Source organism: Bacillus sp. SIMBA_031 (genome assembly GCF_046535225.1).
Lineage (GTDB): Bacteria > Bacillota > Bacilli > Bacillales > Bacillaceae > Bacillus > Bacillus velezensis.
In genome coordinates, this window is sequence record NZ_JAWRXC010000001.1 from 1125655 (window position 1) to 1149940 (window position 24286).

At 44.1% G+C, this 24286-nt stretch carries 28 protein-coding genes, 2 pseudogenes and 1 riboswitch; of the genes and pseudogenes, 11 read left to right on the forward strand and 19 right to left on the reverse strand.

Annotated elements, in window-relative coordinates:
- Positions 1-99 precede the first annotated feature (99 nt).
- Positions 100-1002: a glutamate biosynthesis transcriptional regulator GltC gene (gene gltC, locus SB724_RS04995; protein ID WP_003153836.1), complete on the forward strand. Its 903-nt coding sequence runs from the start codon at positions 100-102 to the stop codon at positions 1000-1002.
- 60 nt (positions 1003-1062) lie between these two features.
- Here gltC and proB read toward each other — a convergent pair whose 3' ends face one another.
- The 4 genes from proB to SB724_RS05015 all read right to left on the reverse strand — a co-directional run bounded on the left by proB (position 1063) and on the right by SB724_RS05015 (position 4611).
- The gene (proB, locus tag SB724_RS05000) at positions 1063-2181 is read right to left on the reverse strand and encodes a glutamate 5-kinase (RefSeq protein WP_410570314.1); all 1119 of its coding nucleotides are present in this window, start codon (positions 2179-2181) and stop codon (positions 1063-1065) included.
- A 24-nt stretch (positions 2182-2205) separates the two neighbouring features.
- Positions 2206-3054 carry a pyrroline-5-carboxylate reductase gene (gene proC, locus SB724_RS05005; RefSeq protein WP_014418088.1) on the reverse strand — a complete coding sequence of 283 codons (849 nt, stop codon included), beginning with the start codon at positions 3052-3054 and terminating at the stop codon, positions 2206-2208.
- Positions 3055-3239: 185 nt separating this feature from the next.
- On the reverse strand, positions 3240-3608 hold the full coding sequence (gene rtp, locus SB724_RS05010; RefSeq protein ID WP_410570316.1) for a replication termination protein: 369 nt from the start codon (positions 3606-3608) through the stop codon (positions 3240-3242).
- Between the two features lie 286 nt (positions 3609-3894).
- Positions 3895-4611, reverse strand: a complete 717-nt coding sequence (locus SB724_RS05015) for a 3-ketoacyl-ACP reductase (protein ID WP_410570318.1) — start codon at positions 4609-4611, stop codon at positions 3895-3897.
- A gap of 129 nt (positions 4612-4740) precedes the next feature.
- Here SB724_RS05015 and SB724_RS05020 point away from each other — a divergent pair, with 129 nt between their 5' ends.
- Together SB724_RS05020 and SB724_RS05025 are read left to right on the forward strand one after the other, a co-directional pair.
- A complete protein-coding gene (locus tag SB724_RS05020) occupies positions 4741-5046 on the forward strand; it encodes a hypothetical protein (protein ID WP_410570320.1) in 306 nt (101 codons plus the stop codon).
- Positions 5047-5111: 65 nt separating this feature from the next.
- Positions 5112-5873 (forward strand): hypothetical protein, encoded by a 762-nt coding sequence (locus tag SB724_RS05025; protein ID WP_410570322.1) that lies wholly within the window; start codon positions 5112-5114, stop codon positions 5871-5873.
- A gap of 31 nt (positions 5874-5904) precedes the next feature.
- On the opposite strand, the gene SB724_RS05030 is transcribed toward SB724_RS05025, so the two are convergent.
- Genes SB724_RS05030 through SB724_RS05040 form a run of 3 tightly spaced genes read right to left on the reverse strand, consistent with a single transcriptional unit; the run spans position 5905 to position 9675 of the window.
- Complete coding sequence (locus tag SB724_RS05030) at positions 5905-7152, reverse strand: RbtT/DalT/CsbX family MFS transporter (protein WP_007407341.1); 1248 nt, start codon at positions 7150-7152, stop codon at positions 5905-5907.
- 47 nt (positions 7153-7199) lie between these two features.
- Positions 7200-8666 carry an FGGY-family carbohydrate kinase gene (locus tag SB724_RS05035; RefSeq protein WP_410570325.1) on the reverse strand — a complete coding sequence of 489 codons (1467 nt, stop codon included), beginning with the start codon at positions 8664-8666 and terminating at the stop codon, positions 7200-7202.
- Entirely contained in the window at positions 8659-9675 is a 1017-nt protein-coding gene (locus tag SB724_RS05040; protein ID WP_410570327.1) for a 2-hydroxyacid dehydrogenase, read from the reverse strand. Before SB724_RS05040 ends, SB724_RS05035 begins: the two co-directional genes overlap by 8 nt.
- 122 nt (positions 9676-9797) lie before the next feature.
- Positions 9798-9890, reverse strand: a riboswitch (SAM riboswitch).
- A gap of 146 nt (positions 9891-10036) precedes the next feature.
- On the opposite strand from SB724_RS05040, the gene SB724_RS05045 reads away from it, so the two are divergent.
- Together SB724_RS05045 and SB724_RS05050 are read left to right on the forward strand one after the other, a co-directional pair.
- Complete coding sequence (locus SB724_RS05045; RefSeq protein ID WP_017417949.1) at positions 10037-12100, forward strand: molybdopterin oxidoreductase family protein; 2064 nt, start codon at positions 10037-10039, stop codon at positions 12098-12100.
- 85 nt (positions 12101-12185) lie between these two features.
- Positions 12186-12459 (forward strand): annotated as a pseudogene (locus SB724_RS05050) (hypothetical protein).
- 43 nt (positions 12460-12502) lie between these two features.
- Here the strand turns inward: SB724_RS05050 and SB724_RS05055 are convergent.
- Entirely contained in the window at positions 12503-12727 is a 225-nt protein-coding gene (locus tag SB724_RS05055) for a hypothetical protein (RefSeq protein WP_045207689.1), read from the reverse strand.
- Between the two features lie 178 nt (positions 12728-12905).
- Here SB724_RS05055 and SB724_RS05060 point away from each other — a divergent pair, with 178 nt between their 5' ends.
- The gene (locus tag SB724_RS05060) at positions 12906-13484 is read left to right on the forward strand and encodes a MarR family winged helix-turn-helix transcriptional regulator (protein ID WP_410570330.1); all 579 of its coding nucleotides are present in this window, start codon (positions 12906-12908) and stop codon (positions 13482-13484) included.
- Complete coding sequence (locus SB724_RS05065) at positions 13477-13758, forward strand: hypothetical protein (RefSeq protein ID WP_410570332.1); 282 nt, start codon at positions 13477-13479, stop codon at positions 13756-13758. Before SB724_RS05060 ends, SB724_RS05065 begins: the two co-directional genes overlap by 8 nt.
- 39 nt (positions 13759-13797) lie before the next feature.
- On the opposite strand, the gene SB724_RS05070 is transcribed toward SB724_RS05065, so the two are convergent.
- The 6 genes and pseudogenes from SB724_RS05070 to SB724_RS05095 all read right to left on the reverse strand — a co-directional run bounded on the left by SB724_RS05070 (position 13798) and on the right by SB724_RS05095 (position 17438).
- On the reverse strand, positions 13798-14256 hold the full coding sequence (locus SB724_RS05070) for an SMI1/KNR4 family protein (RefSeq protein WP_410570334.1): 459 nt from the start codon (positions 14254-14256) through the stop codon (positions 13798-13800).
- A 14-nt stretch (positions 14257-14270) separates the two neighbouring features.
- A pseudogene (locus SB724_RS05075) lies at positions 14271-14735 on the reverse strand (HNH/ENDO VII family nuclease); the annotation flags it as partial.
- Positions 14736-14989: 254 nt separating this feature from the next.
- Entirely contained in the window at positions 14990-15322 is a 333-nt protein-coding gene (csaA, locus tag SB724_RS05080) for a chaperone CsaA (RefSeq protein ID WP_015417613.1), read from the reverse strand.
- A gap of 68 nt (positions 15323-15390) precedes the next feature.
- Positions 15391-16101, reverse strand: coding sequence for an AraC family transcriptional regulator (locus SB724_RS05085; RefSeq protein WP_045207696.1), 711 nt, complete (start codon positions 16099-16101; stop codon positions 15391-15393).
- A 51-nt stretch (positions 16102-16152) separates the two neighbouring features.
- Positions 16153-16719 (reverse strand): TetR/AcrR family transcriptional regulator, encoded by a 567-nt coding sequence (locus SB724_RS05090; RefSeq protein ID WP_410570337.1) that lies wholly within the window; start codon positions 16717-16719, stop codon positions 16153-16155.
- Entirely contained in the window at positions 16719-17438 is a 720-nt protein-coding gene (locus SB724_RS05095) for an MBL fold metallo-hydrolase (RefSeq protein WP_410570339.1), read from the reverse strand. The genes SB724_RS05090 and SB724_RS05095 overlap by 1 nt, the downstream gene beginning before the upstream one ends.
- 224 nt (positions 17439-17662) lie before the next feature.
- On the opposite strand from SB724_RS05095, the gene SB724_RS05100 reads away from it, so the two are divergent.
- Positions 17663-18184 (forward strand): CcdC protein domain-containing protein, encoded by a 522-nt coding sequence (locus SB724_RS05100; RefSeq protein ID WP_410570341.1) that lies wholly within the window; start codon positions 17663-17665, stop codon positions 18182-18184.
- A gap of 29 nt (positions 18185-18213) precedes the next feature.
- On the opposite strand, the gene czrA is transcribed toward SB724_RS05100, so the two are convergent.
- Positions 18214-18546 (reverse strand): Zn(II)-responsive metalloregulatory transcriptional repressor CzrA, encoded by a 333-nt coding sequence (czrA, locus tag SB724_RS05105; protein WP_007407993.1) that lies wholly within the window; start codon positions 18544-18546, stop codon positions 18214-18216.
- A gap of 191 nt (positions 18547-18737) precedes the next feature.
- Here czrA and SB724_RS05110 point away from each other — a divergent pair, with 191 nt between their 5' ends.
- Positions 18738-19403 carry a lysozyme family protein gene (locus tag SB724_RS05110; RefSeq protein ID WP_410570343.1) on the forward strand — a complete coding sequence of 222 codons (666 nt, stop codon included), beginning with the start codon at positions 18738-18740 and terminating at the stop codon, positions 19401-19403.
- 67 nt (positions 19404-19470) lie between these two features.
- Here the strand turns inward: SB724_RS05110 and SB724_RS05115 are convergent, their stop codons facing one another.
- Together SB724_RS05115 and SB724_RS05120 are read right to left on the reverse strand one after the other, a co-directional pair.
- Positions 19471-20007 (reverse strand): DUF420 domain-containing protein, encoded by a 537-nt coding sequence (locus tag SB724_RS05115; protein WP_007611945.1) that lies wholly within the window; start codon positions 20005-20007, stop codon positions 19471-19473.
- Positions 20008-20151: 144 nt separating this feature from the next.
- Positions 20152-20934, reverse strand: coding sequence for a VLRF1 family aeRF1-type release factor (locus tag SB724_RS05120; protein ID WP_410570345.1), 783 nt, complete (start codon positions 20932-20934; stop codon positions 20152-20154).
- A 188-nt stretch (positions 20935-21122) separates the two neighbouring features.
- On the opposite strand from SB724_RS05120, the gene SB724_RS05125 reads away from it, so the two are divergent.
- Positions 21123-21626, forward strand: a complete 504-nt coding sequence (locus SB724_RS05125) for a GNAT family protein (protein ID WP_007611949.1) — start codon at positions 21123-21125, stop codon at positions 21624-21626.
- 64 nt (positions 21627-21690) lie between these two features.
- Positions 21691-22668: a S66 family peptidase gene (locus SB724_RS05130; protein WP_044802229.1), complete on the forward strand. Its 978-nt coding sequence runs from the start codon at positions 21691-21693 to the stop codon at positions 22666-22668.
- Between the two features lie 31 nt (positions 22669-22699).
- Here the strand turns inward: SB724_RS05130 and SB724_RS05135 are convergent, their stop codons facing one another.
- Together SB724_RS05135 and SB724_RS05140 are read right to left on the reverse strand one after the other, a co-directional pair.
- Positions 22700-23092, reverse strand: coding sequence for a hypothetical protein (locus SB724_RS05135; protein ID WP_053573311.1), 393 nt, complete (start codon positions 23090-23092; stop codon positions 22700-22702).
- Between the two features lie 162 nt (positions 23093-23254).
- Entirely contained in the window at positions 23255-24124 is an 870-nt protein-coding gene (locus SB724_RS05140; protein WP_265971578.1) for a LysM peptidoglycan-binding domain-containing protein, read from the reverse strand.
- Positions 24125-24286 lie beyond the last annotated feature (162 nt).

The following is a 24286-nucleotide window of genomic DNA, read 5'->3' on the forward strand; positions in this document are numbered from 1 at the left end:
CTGACAACTTTAAATTAATTGTAAGTTTTCAAAACAATATAAACAATATATAATTTAGATCAAATACATCTCAAAATGAGATAGATAGGTGTGAACGCAATGGAATTACGCCAGCTTCGGTATTTTATGGAGGTAGCAGAACGGGAACATGTGTCAGAAGCGGCTGATCATCTGCATGTCGCACAATCCGCTATCAGCAGGCAGATTGCAAATCTTGAAGAAGAGCTGAAAGTCACTTTATTTGAACGGGAAGGCAGAAATATTAAATTAACGCCGATCGGCAAACAATTTTTAGAACATGTTAAAACGGCGATGAAAGCAATTGATTACGCGAAGGAACAAATTGATGAATATCTTGATCCGAATCGCGGAACCGTCAAAATAGGATTTCCGACGAGCCTTGCAAGCCAGCTTTTGCCGACGGTGATTTCGGCATTTAAAGAGGAATACCCGAACGTTGAGTTTTTGCTCCGCCAGGGGTCTTATAAGTTTTTAATCGAAGCGGTAAGAAACAGGGATATAGATGCGGCGCTGCTCGGCCCCGTCCCGACGGAATTCCCCGACATAACAGGCAATATCTTATTCACGGAAAAGATTTACGCGCTTGTTCCATTGCACCATCCGCTTGCCAAACAGAAAAATATTCATTTAATTGATCTGCGCGGCGACCAATTTGTTTTATTTCCTGAAGGGTTTATTCTCCGTAACATGGCGATTGACGCTTGCAGACAGGCCGGCTTTGCGCCGCTTGTATCGACGGAAGGCGAGGATTTAGATGCCATTAAAGGACTAGTCTCTGCGGGGATGGGAGTTACTTTATTACCTGAAAGCACCTTTGCAGAAACCACACCCCGGTTCACGGTCAAAATTCCGATTGAATTTCCTCAAGTGAAGCGTACCGTAGGCATTATTAAACCAAAAGGAAGGGAACTGGCTCCGTCTGCAAATGATTTCTATCATTTTGTCATTCAATTTTTCTCCAAACTTGAACAATATCAATAAAAAACAAACCCGAGCTTCAAAACGAAGCCTCGGGCTTTTTCATATTTTTATAGATCTTTCTCAGCCGATCGGAATGGATAGTTCAACGTGGCAGACAAACGCTTCCGGATCAATGACTGATTGATCGGTCTGTTTGGGCGGCGTTTCTTTAAAAGTCTTCAGCTGGGCTGAGGAATAGTTGACGATGCCGAGTCCGAGCTCTTCTCCCTGCTGATCAAGCAGCCTGACAACCGCTCCGCTGCTAAATCTGCCCTTAATCTGCTCGATGTCCTGCGGTGACAGCTCCATATTTCCGTTCGCGACCTCGCGGCTGCTTTCTTTTTCCATCACAATTTCGCCTTCGGGGCCGGAATTAAATGCAAGCCATTGTTCTTTGTGGTTTAACGGCAGGGTTCCTTCCGCTTCAAAATAAGTTCCTTCAGCCGCCTCATCTACCGCTTGAAGCAGAATGTCCGGAATGTTAGCCTGCCCGAGAAAGCCTTTAATACCGGAGGCCATCACAATTTTAAAAGCATCCAGTTTCGAACGCATTCCGCCGGTTCCCATTTCACTCCCGGCATCTCCCGCGCTTGCTTCTATTTCCGGAGTGATGTCACTTACATGTCTGATTCTTTTCGCTTTCGGGTTGCTGCGCGGATTATCATCATATAAACCGTCAATGTCTGATAAAATCACAAGCATGTCGGCATCAATTAAACCTGCCACCTTCGCTGCGAGTGTATCATTATCTCCGAATTTCAGCCGATTGACTGTGACCGTGTCATTTTCATTAATAATCGGAATAATGCCCCGTTCCAAAAGGACGTTCATCGTATTGCGCACATTATGGTAGCGGTATTCATCGGAAAAGTCGCTTCTTGTAATTAAAATTTGTGATGCGACATAACCGTGCGCTAAAAACAGCTTTGAATAAGCCTCCATTAATAATCCCTGCCCGATGGAAGCGGAAGCCTGTTTTTCAGGGAGGCTTTCCGGTTTCTGAATAAATCCGAGCTTCCGATAACCTGCCGCCACTGCGCCGGAAGATACTAAAATCACTTCATAGCCGCTGTCTTTCAGCTGTGCGATTTGATCCACCAATGCTTCCAGCTTTCTTCTGCTGATTTCCCCGTGCAGGCTCGTCAGTGAGCTGCTGCCGATTTTCACCGCGACTCTTTTGATCTTCGTCCGAGACGTCACTGTATCACTCCTGTTTTTTAACGATTATAGTGCTGCCGTTTTTTCAATTGTTTTGCTGATCTCAATAGAACGTTCGGTCGCGTGTTTAATGGCTTTGGCAATGGCTTCTCCGCCGCCTTCTGACCTGAGCGCATCGAGGCCGGCTTCCGTCGTGCCGTTTGGAGAGGTGATGTTTTCCCGAAGCACATCCGGTTTTTCACCCGTTTCCATCAGCATTTTAGCTGCGCCCAATAACGTTTGCGCGCCGATTTTGCGGGACAGCCGTTTGTCTAAGCCGGCTTCTTCACCTGCTTTTTCAATAAACTCCATTAAATAATAAAAGTACGCCGGTCCGCTGCCTGCGATGCCGGTGAAAATGTCCATCTGATCTTCCTTGATCACGTACACTTCCCCGAGGCATTCCAAAAGGGATACCGCGGTTTTTGCTGAACCGTAAGAGACATGGTCTCCGAAAGCCGCAGCTGTTGCCGATTCGCCGATCATGCTGGATGTGTTCGGCATCACTCTTACAACAGGCTGACGATCATGTAATGATTGTTGTATAAATGAGGTTGTTATGCCTGCCAGAACAGACAGGATAATTTGATGAGGTTGAATACGCCGTTTCAGCGTAGCCAGAGCGATTTCGGCATCCTTCGGCTTCATGGCTAAAATAAAGACATCAATATCTTCGGTTTTCATGCTGTCAAAAGCAATGCCCTGAATTCCGTATTGATGTTCCAATTCAGCGAGTCGCTCTGTATTGCGGCGGTTTGTCACGCAGATGTTTTGGTTGGGAATTTTTTTTGCGCGGACCATGCCTGATATCATTCCTTCAGCCATTGATCCTGCTCCGATAAAAGCAACTTTCTTTTGATCTAAGATCGGTAACATCTCCCTTGTTCGTATTTTGTTCGTATTTTTCACACGTTTTTTATGTTACCACTTCAAGAGTCGATGTCAAGTTTGAAGGTTCTATTGATATGTATTGTTCCGAGCCTGCTATTATGTATAATGAATCACAGAACATACCTTACAAACCTTTTGAGGCCGGGAGGCCGGGTGCGTTCCGGCCGGATTTAAAAATTATCTGAAATGGCTTTTTCAACCAGCTTTTTGCAGCGGTCAAGCTCTGTCTTCAGCTGTTTTTTGTAAAGCTTCGCAGCTTCATAGTCTTTAAATTGATAGAGAACGACTTCCTGGAGTTTGGCTCCCTCTTTTTTCACTTTTACTTGCTTTAAAATCCCGTCATCCAAAAGTTCGTGAAGCGAACGGTACACCTCGGTATGGTTCGGCTTAAAACCGATGGGTTTAAATTCCGAACGCAGCACCTCGAGAAGCTTCAGTCCGTAAAGCCGTTCCTGCTCTGTCATTGTAATCATGTAAAGCTTTAAAAAAGCTCTTTGTTTCACTAAAAAACCGGTTGAACTTCTTTTTTCTTCTTTCATTATGTGCACACCCTTCCTTCTAACAAATTATTCCATGCACTAGATATTCTCTTTATATTCCGTTTTCCCTTTTATCGTTCGGACAGTTTGGTTTGTATAGATTTGTTTTTTGGGAGGCGGGGAAAAATAATTTTAATGAACATTTGGTACATAGTTTATTTAGTTTAATTATAGCTGATATCGGTTTCTTTTTCACTCTTTTTTCTGTAAAAACGGATTTTTATGCCTATTTATTCGGGTTTGCGGAAACAAAAAAGACCCGTCGTGAAGACAGGTCCCCTCTTGTTTAAGGATTCGTTGACCACAAACCGGCAGTTTTGATGAAAATGCGCGGATGTAATTTCAATTGAGCAACCATATATTCTGCAAGATCCTCAGGCTGCATGACTTTTTCCGGATTGCCGTCTGTCAGATTTAATTCAATAGACATGTCGCTGGCAACCGTGCTCGGAGTCATTGCGCTGACACGGATGTTGTGTTTTCTGACTTCCTGCATGAGAGATTCAGTCAGACCGAGAACGGCAAATTTAGAAGCGCTGTACGCACTTGTCGTCGCGGCGCCTCTTTGGCCCGCCGTAGAAGAAATATTAATGATATCTCCTGATTTTCTCTCAATCATTTCAGGAAGAACGGCGCGTGTCACGTGGTATACACCCATTACATTCACTTGAATGATGTCTTCCCACTCTTCAGGCGTAAGATCCAAAAATCCGCCGAATTTGCTGATTCCGGCATTGTTAATCAAGATGTCAATCTCACCGAGTTCTTCTTTAATAGAGGAGACGGCTTGCTCAACCTCTTTTTGGTTTTTTACATCGGCAGCAGCGAATGATGCCTTTACACCAAGGGCTTTCACTTCTTCCGCAACCTTTTCGACATTTGCTTCTGTGCGGCCGATTAAACCGATATTGACTCCTTCTTTGGCTAAAGCGATAGCGGCGGCGCGGCCGATTCCTCTGCCCGCACCCGTGATAAGAGCCGTTTTGTTTTGTAAGCTTTCCACGTCTTTCACCCTTTCTGAATGTCCTTATGTACGATTTCACATTATAAGCAGAAAAAAAACAATTAGCAAATAAAATGATTCAACACGATCCGTAAAGGGTATCAACTGAAAAAAAGGAGTGAAAAGCAGATGATCATCATTTTGTATATCAGTGCTGCCGTTGCGGCTGCCGCATTAATTTATGCAGCCGTATCCGCCGTGCGTTTTAAAAGAAACACAGCGCCTGATATAAAGAAGATTAACGCCGCGACAGCGTCCATGCAGACAGCCGTTGATGAAATCAAAACAGAAACCGTTCTGTTATCGCAAAAGCAGAAAGAACTGCAGGAAGATTTTCTCACCAAAAAAACAGCCGTGCAAACGACGGCGGCTGAAGTTAAAGGAACGCCTCACGTCCTGAAGATGCTCTGGAACGCCGGTAAAAGTGATGTATGAGCCTGCATGTCATCCGACGTTTTTGATGACACTAAGAGAAACTGGCGGATTCAAGGAGGCATAACATGATTTGCGATCGTGAGCGGCTTGCGCATTTTTTGCAGCAGCTTAAAGCACTATCATATTCGGGAGGGTTTACAAAATCGGATTTGCTGACTCCGGCTTTCCATTTAGCCAAGGACGGAGATCTGGATTTGTATTATTCACCTCATAATGAATATATTAACCCTTATGCAGTCGTTGCCATTTCCGGAATCACACCCGGTTTTTTTCAAATGCAGCTGGCTTACAAAAAAGCGGCACAGCTTTTAAAAGATGGCGAAACGCTTGAAACGATAGCGTATGAAACAAAAAAAGCGGCCGGACTTTCCGGTTCAATGAGACAGAACATCATCGAAATGCTTAATGAATGCGGTCTGCCGGCCGCGCTTCACGTTGAGGATTCATCCCGGTTATTTGATTCAAAACGAGAGCTTCTTCATACAACGTCCGTTATCAAACACCCTGTTTTTTATAAACAGAAAAACTATACGGGACATCGGCCGGCAATCAGCAGGTCAGCTCTTCTCAGCCGTTACGCGCTGAAATGCTTTCCGGATGAAATAGAAATGATGGAAAAGGACATTCTGCTTATCCCTCTCGGCAAAGCAGCAGAATCAGCCTGCCGCATGCTGAAGAAGAACGGCAGAATGAGTCATGCGGTCATTCTGGAAGGTTTCCCGCATCCGTCCGGAGCAAACGGACATCGTTTCAAACAATTTCACGAAAACAAACAATCGTTCCGTGAACAAATTCAGCGCTTTGCCGGGTTTCTTCAGCAGCTGTAAAAAAACGCCCCGAATTTTCGGGGCGCTGCTGTTAAGAAGCGTATTCAGGCAATGCTTTATTGTGTTTTGCCGTTTTCTCTTCAGGTATTTTGATTTGATTTGTCAAGATTGCACTTACGAAATAGAGCGCTGCGAAAATCCATACAACGCCTTGTGCGCCGACAAGCCCGATGAACGCCCAGGCAAGCGCGGGGCCGACAAATGCCGACAGGCCCGCAGCCAGATTTAACACAGACATGGCAGCACCTTTATCGCTGCCGGCCGCCGTCGGCACGATAGCCCCGATCGGAACGAACCCGGCGAGGAGCCCTCCCCATATAAAACCGACAATGCTGACGAAAAGCAAGTTCCCATGTGATACAACAGGAGCATAATATAATAAAAGAGTAAAAATGCCGCAGCCTACTCCTCCGAACCACATGACAGTCTTTTTCCAGCCGAAGGCATCACCGACTGCGCCGAAGATTAAGTTAAAAACGATATTTCCGAGAAAGATCGTTCCCCAAATTTGAAGCCATACATTTGTAGAAATGCCGTGCTGCGCCATATGCATCGGAAGAAATACCGGAAATCCGTATGTACCAATGCTGTTAATGATCCGAATGATCCCCCCAGAGAGCACGCGCGGATTTTCAGCAAGGATGGTGATTCCCTTCATTAATTCCTGCGCCTTTTCCCGCTTATCTGCCTTTTTCTTTTCAAAGCGGTCCCTATTTAAAATCAAAGCAAAAAACGCGCCGAGGCAGACCCAGAAAATTGAACTCCACAGTGTATTCAAATAGCCGAAGGATTTGATGGCCCAGCTTGAATACCAAGCACCGAATACAAACATCCCGCAGCAATATGCAATCCAGAACCAGCCGACCGCCGTACTGAGCCTGTTTTTCGGCGACCGGTAAATCACCCATGTCAAAAATGAATAGGCAAACAGCGGATAACCCAGCCCTTTAATAAAATACGTGACATACATCACCGGCAAATTAAGATTTTCAAATCCGTATGCGATAAACGCGGCTGTTCCGATAACGTAAAACAACAGCCCCATAAACATCGTCCGCTTTGCGCCGAAGGCTTCGAGGCAGACCCCTGAAAACCAAGACGCCACAGCGAGAGAAATACCGTAAACCGTAAACAGGGATGCTGATTGCTGTACCGTCAAGCCGTTTTCAACTAAAAACGGGCTGAGCCAGCCTTGTTCAAGGCCGTCCCCCATCATAAACAGCACGACCCCTAAAAATCCCCAGGCGAGCTGTTTCGGAATCCCTATCTTATTAAGCATTTTTGTTCCTCCTCAGCAATCTTTCATGTTGTCATCTCATCCCCAAGTCAGGCTTTCACCGCCGGCTGAAAATGAGTAAATAATTTTTGCGTATATTTCCATTCTTCATATAGGAAGAGATCCGTCTGATCCGCTTCCGGCTCAATTACCTTTGTGCGGCTCGAAAGCTCTGCTTTCACACCGAGAGCTTCGTTGCAAATCATCGCCGCTCCCATTGCGGATGCCTGGCTGAACCCCTCTCTCTTATAGATTTTCTTTTGGAGAAGGTTAGCAAGAAACTGCGTCAAAGCATCACTTTGGAAACCGCCGCCGCACACCTTCACATAATCTTGTGAAAAGGAAGCCACCTCTGTTAACGCCTCATAGTTCCATTTGATTGAAAAAGCGATTTCCAGCAGTGCGGCTTTGACAAAATGGGCTCTGCTTAAGTTTTGGGACAGCGGGGCGTCAAAAATAAATCCGCCTTTTGCCAGTGCGTTTTTCTCTGGCGATAAATAGGAGCCTAACGCAGAAATACAAGCATGATCATGTTTCGGCAGACTTGCGATTTCCCGTTCCATGACGCCGTAGGATTCATTCGGATAAAAAATGGATTTTAATTTTTGATAATTGAGTCCTGTTACACCCGGATTCGTTTCAAGGAGCCATTGACCTTCTTCTGTATGGCAATTCAGCCATGCATTCTTTAAACTTTCGGTTCCGGTCTCAGCTGTTATCTTTATAATCGGCGTCGTCGTGCCGGATACGATGACGATATCTCCCGGCTTTGCATCTGCACTTTTGATGGCAAGCTGTGTGTCTCCCCCGCCTGCAATCACAGGCACTCTTTCAGAAAGACCGAGAACCGCCGTTTTCTTAAACGTTAACATTCCGACAACCGTCCCAGATCGGACGAGTGAAGGAAGAATGGCAGAAGGCACACCGAAGATGTTGCATAATGTCTCTGACCACGCCTTTTTCCTTACGTCAAACAGCAGTGTTTCAGCAGCCTGTGACGGTTCATAGCTTAAAATACCGCTCAGCTCAAATGTCACCCAGTCACTGATGCTTGTGATGTACTTCACTTCTTTCCATAAAGACGGCTGTCTAGCTTTTAATCCGACAAGTTTCATGGCGGAAAATAAAGCGCTCGGAAGACGTCCGGTTTGCTGATGCACTTCTTCTTTTGCCTCAATCCCGTCTTCCCATTCACGCCCTCTGTTATCAATGTTGGGCAGACCGAGAAATGCCTTTTTATCTTTATTGATCAGAACAATTCCCTGCCTCTGGCTTGTTGAGGTGATTCCGATTAATGTAATATGAGGGCTTTTGCCAATAACCTTCCTTGCCATAGCGCTGATTTGCTTCCATAACCCTTCCGGTGAGAAATATCGTCCGTCCGGATAAAGCGGATCCGTCACATATTCAATGTCTTCCCTTTCAAGCGCGGTCACTTCGCCGCCGGCAGTCACGACCGCGACTCGCGCATTCCCCGTTCCGATGTCAAATACAAGGTAGCCTTTTTGTTCAGCCATTACAGCCTCCTCCTTCCGTTTCAAGTTCTCTTTTGTTATAAAGTTCACGTATTGAACAGGTTTGATCTTGTTTCCATTTGAAAAGCGCTTCATTTAAAATCTTCACATGATGATCTTCCACTTCAAATGTTGCGCCCGCTAAATGGGGAGTCGCTAACACATTCGGCAAAGAGATCAATTCATAATCAGAAGATTCAGGCGGTTCGTGATAAAACACGTCAATGATCGCTCCCTTAATCCGCCGTTCTTTCAGCACCCGCAGCAGCTCTTCCCTGTCTGTAACCGCCGCTCTTGACGTATTGACAAAAACAGCTTCCTGTTTCATCAATTGAAAGTGCCGGGCGCCGATAAGGCCGATGGTTTCTTCTGTGCGCGGCAAGTGAACGGAAACAATATCACTTTCAGAAAATACCCGTTCAATCGTCGTTTTTTCATACTCCTGGTTTTCATGACGGACAAATGGGTCATAGTAAAGCACCTTGCAGTCAAAAGCGGCCAATAGCCGGGCGATTCTCTGTCCGACAGCTCCGAAACCGATAAGGCCGACTGTTTTCCCCGTCAGCTCATTTCCTCTGAATTTGACGTAAGCCTGCAAATAATCACCATTCCACTTCCCGTCCTTCAGCCACTGATGGGAAGAATACATATGACGCAAAAATGAAATCACATTTCCGATAAACATTTCAGCAACGGCCTGGGCATTGCGGGCCGGTGTAAAGAAAACGGGGATTTTTCTCTTAGTCGCCGCCGCAATATCCACATTAGACGGCATTCCTCTGCAGACACCGATAAAAGCGGAATCCGGCAATATGTCAATAACACGCTCAGACACCTCATCAAGTTCAGTAATAAGCCCCGACGCGTTTGTCTCTTGAATCATTCGGATTAATTCATCTTCCCGATAGGCCCGGCCGTGCTTCTTCCACGGCCGGTGCACAGTTCGGCCGAACAGCTCAGTCAGCTCCTTCAGCCCCTCGTCGTGATATGGCGCGGTAATTAAAACCGTCATGGTGCAAAACATCCTTTTCACATTTATTTTTTCATAAAAAAAATCTCTTTCCCCAAAGAAGGAAAGAGATTCATATACCGTCTTTATCCGCTTGAAGCGCACAAATATGTATAGATCATTCTTTCCTATCTTTCAAGCATACGCTTGCTGGAATTGGCACAATAAATGTTGCCGAGGTTTCGTAGGGCCAGTCCCTCCACCTCTCTGGATAGAAAATAAAATGATGAAATTGTCAGGCTGTTTAAAAGAATAAACTCATCATAGAAAAGTCTTTCCGTGATGTCAACACTTTTTTCTGAATTGACGTTCGATTTTGAAATGTTATAATGCTTACAATATAAACAAAGAGGAGAAATGGGCTATGAATTCTGCTGCAACACAGCCGAACGGGGTCTTTAAGTCGGTATGCTCACTAGACTGTCCCGATCAATGCGGCTTGCTTGTGACAAAAAAAGACGGAAAAATCGTTAACATTCAGGGAGACCCCGATCACCCGGTCACATCAGGGAATATTTGCAACAAAGTCAGACACATGGCTGAGCGTATTTATGATGAGAAGCGCGTAACCGTTCCGTTAAAACGGATCGGTAAAAAAGGTGAAGCCGCGTTTGCGCCTATTTCCTGGGAGGAAGCGATCAATACGATCAGTGCGCGCTGGAAAGAGCTTATTGCCGAAGAAGGAGCGGAAAGCATTCTTCCGTACAGCTTTTACGGCAATATGGGAAAACTGGCGGCAGAGGGAATGGACCGCCGTTTTTTCCATCGTCTCGGAGCGAGTCATCTCGAACGGACGATTTGCAGCAAAGCCGGTTCTGAAGGCTATAACTATACAATGGGTGAAGGAGCGGGTACTGATCCGGAGGAGACCATACATGCAAAGCTCTTTATTTTTTGGGGAATCAATGCCGTCAGCACGAATATGCACCAAGTCATGATTGCTCAAAAAGCCCGGAAAAAAGGAGCTAAAATTGTCGTTATCGATGTACATAAGAACCAAACCGGCCGCCTTGCCGATTGGTTTATTCCCATTCGCCCCGGCACAGATGCCGCACTCGCTCTCGGTATCATGCATGTCTTATTCGACGAAAACCTTCACGATGAAGCATTTCTCACAGAATACACCGAAGGCAGTGACGAATTAAAAGCGCATGTTAAACACTATGATCCGGAAACAGTTTCTGCTATTACAGGCGTTAAAGCCGACGATATCAGACGCCTTGCGAGAATGTACGGGGAAACCTCCCCTTCCCTTATCAGGATCGGAAACGGCATTCAGCACCATGACAATGGCGGAATGATCGTCCGCACCGTCGCCTGCCTTCCGGCTGTTACAGGACAGTGGCTCAACACCGGAGGAGGCGCAATCAAGCACAACAGCGCGGTATTAAACTATAACAGACAAGCGCTCCAGCGGCCTGATCTGCTTTACGGCAGGAAGCCACGATCATTTAATATGAACAGGCTCGGAAGCGTTCTTTTAGAAACAAAACCGCCCGTGCGCTCCCTGTTTATTTACGGTACGAATCCCGCAGTGGTTGCGCCGGAAGCGAATAAAGTCAGAAAAGGCCTGCTGCGGGAGGATTTATTTACAGTCGTTCACGATCTGTTTTTAACTGAAACTGCCAAATATGCGGATATCGTGCTCCCTGCTGCATCCGCTTTTGAAAACACGGATTTTTACACGTCTTACTGGCATCATTTTATTCAGCTGCAAAAACCGGTGATCGAGCCCTACGGGGACAGCAAATCGAATACGGAAGTGTTCCGTTTGCTTGCCGGGGCAATGGGATTTACCGAGCAGGAGCTTCAGGATTCCGATGAAGAATTGATCAGACAGGCGCTGGACTTTCCCGACAATCCGTATATCGAGGATATTGATTACGAAGCGCTCTCACGCCATTCCTTCATGAAAGCCAAACGGAAAAAACCGCTTTTTCCGGGAAAGCTCAAGACACCGAGCGGAAGAATTGAATTATATTCGGAAAAGATGAAACAGGACGGTTATCCCGCGCTGCCGACACATATCCCTCTTGAGAGCGATGACGATTTTCCTCTTTTATTTGTCCCGGGACCGAATCATAATTTTTTAAATTCAACATTTTCGAATAATGAAAAACACGTAAAACTGGAAAAAGCGCCAAAGCTTTTTATTCATACAGAGGATGCTGTACGCCGGAACATCGAAGACGGGGAAACCGTTAGAGTTTGGAATCACCGCGGCGAGTGTGAATTAACAGCTTCGGTCGGCGAACAGGTGCTTCCCGGCGTTGCAGTCAGCCAAGGTCTTTGGGCCGATATGGATGATAAAAAACAGCTCGTCAATTCGCTCACGCCCGATCGGCTGGCGGATATGGGCGGAGGCGCTGTTTTCTTCTCCGGAAAGGTGCAGGTGGAAAAGCTCAGCAATCAAAACCGTCCGCAATAAACGCCCGGCGGTTTTGCTGAAGGCTGAATCCTTCGGCCGGCTTCACCATATAAAAAATGATAACGTTTATTGGAGGTTTGGATATATTACCGGCATTGGAATCGCTTTAGCCGGATATTTCATCGGAGACGGATTGAAAACTTTAACTCACCTGATCCTCATGAACACACTGACCACATTCACATTAAAGAAAAAGATTTACACTATTATATTGGTTATTATTTAGGAGTAACCAAGGAAGAAGCGAAACAAATCGTGCCTGACACCTCTGACATTCCGCATATCACGAGAAACGGAAAGCGGTATGTGCAGAAGACGGCATTAAGAGAATGTTGACTTCTATGCTGGAAAAACAATAACAGCTGCCATGAAAAGCGGGAAGAGTTTTTCTCTTCCCGTTCATTAAGATTTGCCGCCCTGCCTCTCTTCAACCCCAAACATACGACAGATATCGTTCTTACGTAACGAAACATCCCCTTCTTTAGATTGCAAATAAAACCCTTTCATATATAACCGTATGACTTCCTCATATGTAAGCTCATGACGAAGGAGCGCCATTAAACGCCCGTCTTTTTCATCTTGTTTATTGAACCATTCATACTGTTCTGACCAGTTCACTTTCTGCATGTCAAACACCTTCCCACTTTAGATTAATGCCCTTTTCGCATTTATTATACTTATTTCCCCTTCTGTAAACACTCCGACTGCCTGTACCCGTCCCTATTAGTCACCATGTTGACTTATTTCCCTTTCTGATGTATATTGTAACTGTCAACATGGTGACAATTCAGATGGGAGATAACTTATGGATATTAAATTATTAATGAAGGAACTGCATGTTATGCAGCAAAGTTACGCATCATTATTTTCGGTTGTCAATAAAGTGCAGACTCGGGGGGATGAATACTTAGAAATTCTAACTTCCCGACAGCACATGACTCTTATTGCTATTGCCCATTTACCGACGGAAGATACCACACTTATGAATATCGCTAAAAAGCTGGGCACAACAAAACAAACCGCTAACAAATTAATTTCAAGCCTCGCGAAAAAAGGATATGTTCACACCGTGCCAAGCAAACTGGATAAACGTGCAATCAATATTGAGATTACCGCTGAAGGAAAAAAAGCGTTAATTTCCTGTTCAGAAAAATCCACCTATTTTTTAGCGGATATGTTTCATGACTTCACAACTGATGAAATTGAAACATTCTGGAGGCTATTGCAAAAACTTTATCGTTTTGATGGTGAAGAACAGGATGGTTTTGAAGAAAAAGCACATTTGAAAGTTGAAGATCAGGCACAATTCATCTTAGATGACTATGAAGAAAAAATCATGGCTGAATTTTCAAAACGGCGATATGGGAGTGCAGACGATGAATAATATGCTTTATCGAAAAGTAAAAGAAACAGAGGATAAAATGAAGGAAAAATGCTATGAGCTGAAAGATAAAATTGATCAATTTATTTCTCATGCCAAATATAAAATTCATCGCAAACGTAAATTGGACCAAGCCGGCAATTATATATCAATTGCCATTGGACTCTTTATCCTAACTGCCTCATGGCTGACCGCAACACAATGGCTGCTTTGGATAGGCGCGGCGAGTATTTTGAGTAATGCCTGTTTGCTCATTATAAAGCCTGTTAAAAATTGAAAATCTGAAAAAAGCTCTCTAAAAGAGAGCTTTCTTTTATTAATCGTCCCAGTCTTCATCTTCTTCCCAGTCATCTTTCGCTTCCTGAATCTTATTATAAAAAAATTCGATAAAGCTTTCTGCAACGATATCTTGATAGCCAATTATCCTATCCCATTCCACTACAGGGCATTCTCCGTCTATCATTTTATTAGTATCTAGACAGTAAGCAAAGAAATCAACATCTTCTATGACAACAAAACCATCAGCAAGTCCATAATGTTGTTTATATTCTTTAGTTTTATCTGCAACTGACGCATGATCGAAGTTATAGCCTAAAACCAAAACCCCGAATAAACCACCAGCACCGTATTTTTCTAAGAACCATTTATAGCTAATAGGAAGTTCGCATTGGAGGATTTCTTCAATGCGAGTTATGTTTTCATGGCTTGCACCCTCTGTGAATATAGCATTTTGCTTGTTTTCATTAATAAAGTTTTCAACCTTTGAATAAATCATTTAATTTAAACACCTCAATTCTCATTCTCAAATTGTTTCGCTCTCCACTCCCAATATCTCTTTCGAAAGCTTTCATATTGTGCTTTTAAAACCTTATCATTTCTAAAACTTTCACCATCAGTCTTAAGCTTATGAATAACATCACTATATTTTGTATGTAAACTGTTTGGGATTTCAAGCATTGGGCCAGGTTCTTCTTGAATCAAGTGATGTAAATTAATCTGTGTGCCATCTTTTGCATAAGGAGCATTACCGTTTTTCATAAGCTGAAGATTTGTTACGCCAAATTCTGTTTTTTGGTTCATATCAATATCTTTCATAGTATACACTCTGCGGCTTATGTCTTTAACTTTTCACTTTGTTTTTACCTTGCCCTTAACCTCAAAGGCACCATACTTTTCTTTATTTAACCAAGGAAGGTTTATTTCTTGACCAGTAAACGGCTTTCTCGTTCCATCCGGGATTTTCTTTGCATTTGTCGAACTGCTTTATTCAAGATCATAAAATTTCAAACAAAACCTTACACGAAAGATCGGGGATCGGCAAAACAAAGCCAGATATAACATATATTAAAAAATCTCTTGCATTTCCGCACCCACCATGCTATATTGATATAGCGATGAGCTGAATTGTGTAAGTCGATGCACATGCCCTTGCGGCACACACGAATGTGGCGTGTGGTGTATCGCCTCAATACGCAAAAGACGTTTGCTTCTGCAAACGTCTTTTTTTATTATCCGATTTTCGTTCCGTTCGGTACTGTCTGCTCTGGCGTAAGCAGGACAACGTCTCCTTTTTCCGGGATGCCGCCGAGAACGAGAACTTCTGACTTAAATCCGGCGATCCGCCGCGGCGGAAAGTTGACAATAGCGGTAACCTGTCTGCCCGTCAGATCACCCGGTTCGTACCGTTTTGTAATCTGGGCGCTTGATTGTTTTATGCCGATCTCTTCGCCGAAATCTATTGTCATCTTAATAGCCGGCACCTTTGCTTCCGGGAATACTTCCGCTTTTACGACCGTTCCTATTCTGAGATCAAGCTTAATAAAATCTTCGATGACTGCCATATCAAAAACTCCTTTTTTACACTCATCATACCAAAAAAAGAAGCAGTTTATTTAACCGATTTTCAGAATTATTTATCAGATTGAAAGGTGTTTCGGAAGACGCGCGGCGTTATTCCCTTATGTCTGACAAACCATCTGGTAAAGGAAGACAAATTTTGAAAGCCGACCTCCTGGCTGATGTCTGTCAGCCGGCATTTTGTTTCAATAAGCATTTGTTCCGCTTTCTTCATACGGAGCTCAGCAATATAAGCTTGCGGGCTTTTCCCCGTCTGCTTTTTAAACCAGTCGGAATAATACGCCGGGTGGTAATGTTCCATTGCGGCAAGCTCTTTAATTGTAAAAGTCTTTGATAGATTTCGGCGGATATACGCAATTGAATCATTCGTACGGTTTTCTTGTATCTTTTCAGCAATATATTCTGCAAGCAGACTCAATGAATGAGCCGACTGCTGCTTTGTCTCTTCTGTCAGCAGAAACCGAATCGATGTCCAAAAAGGATCAAGCTTATTCAGAACGCCGGGGTCAAAGGAACTTTTGAAAAAATATGCCGGTATGTCGAGAACGAGACATTCATTTCGCTCCAAAGAACGGAACCGATGTTCATGCCCGGGCGGAATATACAGCATTTGATCAGGTTTTAATCTGATTTTACGTCTTTCTGTCTCCAAGTCCAGCTGTCCTTCGAGCGGAAAGAGCATTTGGCAGTATGTGTGTGCATGAGAATCAAAAATATGTGAATAGGTGCGCCGCTCACAAATGATATGTTGTAATGAATCCATTTGTCCCTCCTTTTTACATGATGCGTCTTTTATTTAGTTTACATAATAATATTATTGACCCCTAATCTGCAAACCTCTTAGGAAAGCAACAACTGCAAACTTCCGGCTTTCCTTAATTGATTCGGTTAATTCAAATGCACTCTGTTTTCTCAACACGGCAAATCCGTGAAGAAGGCTCCTCAGTCCTCTCGCAGCATGAATCGCAGTGTCAGACTGTGCATAACCGTTAGCTGTCAGCTGCCTGACAACAAGCTCTACAAGCAGGCTTGACAGATTCTCAATCCGGCCGTCTTTTATCTTTTGAAATGTTGCGTCATATAATCCGGGATTGGCTTCGGCGAAAGTGATATAGGCATCGGCAAGACTGAGCAAAGCCGTTTCACCCGTCAGTCCTTCTGCAGAGGCCGCCATTTTTTCATATAACATAGTTAAACCGGAGACAGCCAGCTCTGTTTTAATTCCTTGAAGGCCATTGACAAAATTGTAAAGGGAAGGCGGTTTTACGTTTAAGGACTTTGCAACAGCCGCAAGCGTCACTTCGTTCAGCCCTTTTTCGTCAGCGATGCCTGCTGCGGCTCTCAATATCATGTCAAGACTCATTCCGACTCTCGGTGACATTATGATCGGCCTCCCGGCAGGCTTCGTTCGGCTTCCTCAGCAGCCTCAGCCATCATTTCAACGGGATTGCAGAGAACATTTCCATGTCCGGCGGCCAGACTGCTTGGTTGATGAGCGATAAGCGTTCTTGCTGTTTTTACAGCTTCTTCTTTATTCCACGTAGCAAAAGCCGGAAACGGAAATTTCCATTTCAGCTTCCCTGAAACAGCAAGGCCGCCCCGTACTTGAAAGGCATCTCCGACGATCAGCATATCATTTCTCATATCTTTAAAAGCAAGGCTTCCCGGCGTATGACCGGGAGCGGGAATTACAAGTAAAGATCCGATCTGCTCGCCGCCTTTCAGCAGGCGATCAGGTTCGGTCTGAACATTTTTCGGCACTCCCCCCTTTATCGGCGTTTGTGCTTCATGCTCAAATAATGAAGTGTCACCTTTCAGCAAGAAAGAATCCCGCTCAGAAATACAGACGGAAGCATCCGGAAATTCCGCAGCTAATGAGTCAAGCGAACCGATGTGATCCCCGTGCGCGTGGGTGAGTAATATGTCATTCAGCGGCTTCCCAAGCTGCCGCAATGCTTGTTTGATTCCTTTATGACTGTTAGGCAGTCCGGCGTCAATCAGGGTTACTCCTTCTTCTTCTTCAACCAAATAACAATTCACCGGGAAAAGCGCGGGAAAAAAAGTCAGCTGCCAAACGGTTCCGTATTGTAAGATTCTCATCAACATCCCCCTAAAACTAATATCATTAGTTTTATTATAACTAATACCGTTAGTTTTTCAAGAGTTTTATGTTTAAATCCTAAAAAAGGCGCGGGCGATTCTCTTATGCCAAAAAAAGAAACGTGCATAATGTGATAAAAGATGCTTTCAGCCTGCGAATAAATCACACTACTAAAACCAGCCGGATAAGCATACACTACTCAACGGAGGGGGAGTTCCACACCATGCATATCACACTTCAAAGCATCTGCCCTGTCTTAATGATTGCCTTTTTTCTGTATAAAAAGGTGAAACGGTCCGTCGGCTTTCAGCCTTTGAAACCCCGCTGGCTTTATACAAGAATGATTTTGTTTTCATTGCTGGCCGCAGCTCTGGCGTTTTTCAGCATCACACACCCGGCTTTATACGGCCATCTTATATTCGGCACTTTTTGCGGCTGGCTCCTGGTCGTGTTTGCTAAACGGAACATTTCTTTTGAAGAACGCCGCGGAAAAATGTATTTTCGCACTCACCTGTGGATTGAACTTATTCTATTAACGTTATTCCTATCGAGATTTGTTTATCGCGTTATTGAAATTTACCGGGTCACAGCGGACTTTACCCATCCGGAGGCATACAGCCAAACGGTCGGGGCCGATCCGCTGACCATCAGTATTTTTTATTTCATCGCAGTTTATTACAGCGGCTTCTCTTTTTATGTTTTAAAAACGAGCAGAGACCAAACCAATAACAGTCAGTACGGCTGACATCCCTGTCTCAAAAGCAGGGATGTTTTTTAATCGTGCCGCGTATGGTGAATCATTTGCTGAAGCACATCTAACACATGTTCATCCTCAGGAGAATAATAGATGGATGTTCCTTCTCTGCGTGATTTGACGAGGCGCAGATTTTTAAGAAAACGCAGCTGATGAGAAACAGTAGACTGCAGCAAATTCAGCTTTTCTGCGATATCATTTACCGCGTGCTCACCCTGTGACAGCAAGTGGAGAATTCTGATTCTGGTCGGATCAGACAGCGCCTTAAAAGTCTGGGCAACCAAAAATAAAGTTTCCTCATCTAAATCGACAGCGGGGTCATTTGTGTTTCCGGATTCGTGAAATTCAGTCATATACCTCACCCTTCTTTTCTCAAGTAGCCCAATTATACCAAATGTCAATTGATGCAGATACATCCTGCGCCTGACAAAAGAACCGTTATTTTAAATTTATGTTTCAAATACGGGTTTCCGCTTGGTTTCGCCCATTCATCTGTGTCATAATGAAAAAGTCATAATGCTCCTGAAATTGAGGGTGAAACACAGTGGAGAAAAAGAAAAAAGGCTGTTTCGCTGCCGCGGGTCTTATGATGATATGTGTTTTTGTCATGGTTTCCTTCTTCCTCATTCTGTTATTTTCAAATAATGAATGGCTCAAAAGTCTTCCGTTTGATGTCAAGCCGATCGTGCTTGAACGGCTGACAGATTACAAACCGCTTGTTGAAGACGAGCTGGATGAAAAAGGACTCACCAAATATACATCGCTTGTACTCGGCATGATATATCAAGAGTCAAAAGGAAGAGGAAATGATCCCATGCAGTCTTCAGAATCTCTGGGTTTAAAGCGAAATGAGATTAAAAGCCCTCAAACCAGTATCAAACAGGGAATCAAACAATTCACTCTCATGTACCAAACAGGCAAGAAAAAAGGCGTAGACTTGGATACGATTATACAAAGCTACAACATGGGAGCCGGCTATATTGATTTTGTGGCTGAACATGGAGGATCACATACTGAGGAACTGGCAAAACAATACTCCGAGCAGCAGGTCAAAAAGAATCCGAAACTTTACACTTGCGGAGGGAACAAAGACAATTTCCGTTATCCCTACTGCTATGGTGATTACACGTACGCAGAAAAAGTAAAAGCAAAAACAAAAACCGTTGAACAATCCTTAAATGTAACAACACTTGAAACGCTTGAAGAGTAAAAGGCGCCCTGTATGAGGCGCCTTTTTTCAATCAACAGAAAAAAAGCCGCGCAGAGCACGGCTTTTTTTAATAATACGGCGAGATCATTAAGTATACAATGACACCCGTCAGACTGACATACAGCCAGAGAGGCATCGTCCATCTCGCGATTTTTTTGTGGCGCTCCACCTGCATACTGAATCCTCTGATCAGCGTAAACAGCGCAAGCGGCACGATGATGAAGGAAAGGCAAATATGCGTAATTAAAATAAAGAAGTAAATCCCGCGCATGATGCCGTGACCGCCGAATAAAGTATTCTCAGCTATCGAGTGGTACACGACATAGCAGATCAAAAACAGCAAAGTCGTCGTAAACGCCGCCAAAATAAAGCGTTTATGCGCTTGAATATTTTTTTGCTTAATCATAAAGAGCGCTGCCAGCAAAAAGATAAAAGTAAAGCTGTTAAAAATGGCATTTAACATCGGCAGAATATGAATATTGGCAATGCTGACCTGTCCCGACTTCGGCATAAAAAACAGCACCGCAATTAACCCGTTGATCAGAACGGTCAATGTCAGCACGATACCGGTATAACTTTTAGGTTTGTTTTCTGTCTGATTCATCTTATGACCTCTCTCAATTTTACTGACTATCCAAATGGTATGAGAATTCAGCTTTGATGTCAACGGTTTCGCCCGCTTCGTCAGAAATTAGACAAACTTAAGCCCTAAAAAGACCGGGTGTTTGAGACCCGGCCTTTCGTCATATCATGCTTCCTTCAACAGTTCTTCTATCACCTTATGTTCGTTTTCATTCAACAGATTTTTTGGAATGATCCGATCAATCGGTTTATTCATGTGCTGATCGAGAATATCGGCTGTTTCTTTGTCCCCTGCGATTACGAGACGCTCCCATTGGTGTGAAGCGGCCTTCTGATCAAGGTTCGAAGCCAATCGTTTATACAGCCTGTTTTGGTTTTCTTCGACGTGGGCTTTGGCCGCGTCCTCGTCCATCGATGCGGAGTTTCCGCTTACATCCTGCGGTTTCCACGATTCATTGATGACGTCGTATTGATAATGCTCCACCCCTTCAATTTTTCCGAGTACGGTTTCTATGATCTTCACTTCATTCTGCTGGGTGAGAATAAAAGCCGTGCTCGGAAATTGTTCACGGAGAAGTTCTAATTGATCAAGGACAGCCGTTTCTTCCCAATAAAATCGTGTTTCGACAGGCACCTGCAATTCAATCGTCTCCCAGATACCGCCTTCTCCCGATGCAAAAAATACGAGACTGCGCGGCATCTCTTTACCAAGCCCATCGATATATTGATAGACACGTTCCATGATGTGGACGAGAGATTTTTCTTCTTCCGGATCACTTACAGACAGATACTCTTTTAATCTCCGAAAACCGGTTTTCAAGGCGATTTTCCACTCTCCCCCCTGCTGATCCGGATTTCTCATATCCGTATTTACATATAAGGAAAGCATTTTATCAGGAGATTCCGTCATTACGTACTTCAATTTGCCGATGAGTGAGTCAATTGCCATTATAGATTCCTCCTTTTTCCGCTGCTCACTGTTCCTTTCCCTATCCGCACCGCCTTAAAAACGTTAATCCACATATAAACGGCAGACTTTTCTAAAAAAGTTTTTGCAAAACCTATTTACAAACCAAGACATCATTTACTACAATGGATACTTGTGTTTGACTAAGACTTTTACGCTGTGAAAGGAGTATGATTTTGTTTACTGCAGAAGAAAGAGATCAGAAAGAGCTGGAAAAAGAGCTTCATAAACTTGAATTTCAGATTTTCAGAATGCGGGAAAATCTGATAGATGTATCAAAAGACGCGCGAGTGCTTGGTATTGATCAATCGAACAATGACGATTGGATCATTGTTTCCTCGATTGATGATGGCCAAACATGTAAGATTATGCTGACTGACTGTGAGTCAGCCTACCGGGGAAGAGGCTGTTTTTCACTGATCGCCTCTTATTATGACAATGCCATTCATATCGGGGACATTAAAGGCCCGCCGAACCACGGCTACGGCTCGATCTGCATGAAATTTTTAAAACATATCGCCAGAGAGCAGAATATCCCGAAAGTGACGGGCGACATCGCTAAGCGTGATTGGGATCATGTCGACAGACTCATTCATTTTTATGAAAAGCATCACTTTGATGTCTGGATTGACAATGATACGCAATCAGGCGGCATTAAATGGGTCGACCTGTAAAAAATGATAGATAAACCCTCGTTAATATGGTGTAATAGATTAAACCATTTAAGGAGGGTTTTTTTTGTATCCGGAAAAATTGAAAAAAGGTGACGGCATTCGTATTGTGTCTCCGGCCACAAGCATGTCCGTTATGTCAGATGAAAATATAAATGCCGCGAAGACAAAATTGGAGGAGCTGGGCTTTTGTGTCTCTTTTTCAGAGAATGCGAAAGAAATAAATGAATTTGATTCATCATCCATTGAATCGCGTGTACGGGATCTGCACGAGGCTTTCGCTGATCCTGACATCAAAGCGATTTTGACGACACTCGGCGGGTTCCAATCAAATCAGCTGCTCCGCTATCTTGATTATGAAAACATCAAGCGGCATCCGAAAATCCTTTGCGGCTATTCAGATATTACCGCTCTCGGCCATGCCATATATCAAAAAACCGGCCTTATTACATATTCCGGTCCCCATTTTTCTTCATTTGCCATGAAAAAAGGGCTGGACTATACAATTAACTCTTTCCTGGCCTGCTGTGCTTCTGACAACCCGTATGAGGTAAAGCCTTCATCCGAGTGGAGTGATGATAAATGGTATTTGAACCAGGAGGACAGACGTTTTTATCGGAATCCGGGACCGCTCGTTATTCAACCCGGATATGCGGAAGGAACACTGATCGGAGGAAATCTATGCACGCTGAATCTTCTGCAGGGCACCGAATACTTTCCGGAGATGGAACAAGTGATTCTGTTTATAGAAGATGATCATATGTCGGACATTCATATGTTTGACCGGGATTTGCAGTCACTCATCCATCTACCCGCTTTTTCAGCCGTGAAGGGAATTGTCATCGGACGTTTCCAGCATGCTTCAAATGTGTCTGAGGAGGCTCTGCGTGCCGTCATCCGTACAAAAGAAGAACTGTCATCCATGCCTGTTATCGCAAATGCTGATTTCGGCCATACCTCCCCTTTGATGACATTCCCGATCGGAGGAACATGCAGGATAGAAGCCGGCTCAGAAGGCGGACGGATATGGATCGATCGGCATTAATACATAAAGACGGGAAAACCGCCCCGTCTTTTTATTTTGACGCCTTATGCCGCGGCGTGCGCGGAGCGATCATCATTCGTCCGCCAGCCGCTGCCGTCACCCATACGGAAGCTCCTTCATAAAAACGGCTGATCTCTTCATTATATACGGCGTGTGTCAGTTCACGTTTATCATGCGTTCCGTCTTGGTTTTTTACGTTTAAAATAAGCACAAGCTCGTGCCTGCCATTCTTCATCACGCCAGTACGTCTCACCTTTTCAATAACGGCTGGCCTTCCTCTTCCTCTGTCAAGCGCCTGAAACAGCCTGACAGCAGGCATAGACAGTCCGATAACGAGCACAATGGCGAAAGCGGTGCATATACCTGCTTGAAACACCGGTGATTCTGTGAAGGCATTCCATAAACATATAAATTCCGGCTCCATCAGTTTCATACACCCCTTCAGATTCCGTTTTCACATCCATTCCTTATTATATTAGAGAAACGCTTTTTCTTTTTCCGCATATAACGATTATATACAGTCAAAAAAGGGAAGAAAAAAAGAACACAAAGCATTTCGCCTTGTGTTCTTCATCTCTATATGAAACTAGTCTAATACTTTAACATTTACTGTTCTGACGCCCCAGTTGTTAGCGTCACTTTTCTTTGCAACAAATACGTCAATTTTATTTCCTTTAATTGCGCCGCCTGTATCTGCTGCTGTTGCCACTCCGTAACCTTCAACATAAACCTTAGAGCCAAGCGGAATGACACTAGGGTCTACCGCGATGACTTTTGCATCAGGGTTTTTGTTTAAGTCAACACCGGTTGCCGTTACACCGGAAATGCCGCCGTCGTTAGCAGAGTAAGCAGTTGCAGTCATTGTCAGCTGCTTTTTAGGCTCTTGTTGGTTTGTATTTGATTGAACAGGCTGCTGTTTTGCTTCGACAGCCTTCGCTTCTTGTTTAGGTTGTTGTTCTTGAACAGGTTCTTGTTTCGGCTGCTCGTTTTTGACAGCTTCTTGTTTCGGCTGTTCTGTCTCGGCAGCTGGTTTTTGTTCAGTTTGCGGCTGGCTGGCTTCTTGAGCCGACTGTGCAGCCTGAGCCTGACCTTTCACATTTAACGTTGTGCCTGCGTAAATTATATCTGATTGCAAGTTATTCAAGCTTTTCAGATTGCCGACTGATGTTCCGAATTTCTGAGCAATTTTCCAGAGGCTGTCGCCCTGCTTCACTGTGTACTGCCCAGATGTGGTTGTTTCTACTGAAGAAATAGTCAGTTTCTCTCCTTCAATGATTAAATCAGAAGATAACTGATTCCATTCTTTTAAGTCCTTTAGGTTCACTCCGTTTTTTTGCGAGATCCCCCAGAGCGTGTCACCCTTTTGCACCGTGATTTCTTTAGCAGAAGCGTGAGCTCCAAATGCAGTTGTTGAAATTGCTGCAACTGCGACAAAGGACATAATCGTCTTCTTCATAAGTAAATCCTCCCTTGTTAGCTTTTTATTGGCGGCTAACAGGTGATATCGTAACATATGAAAATGTCAGTTCAATAACAAAACGATTTGAATTAGATTACAGTTCCTTTACATGAAACATTTCTCTCGCTTGGTAAGTCTTGCTGAAACCTTGATACAGCA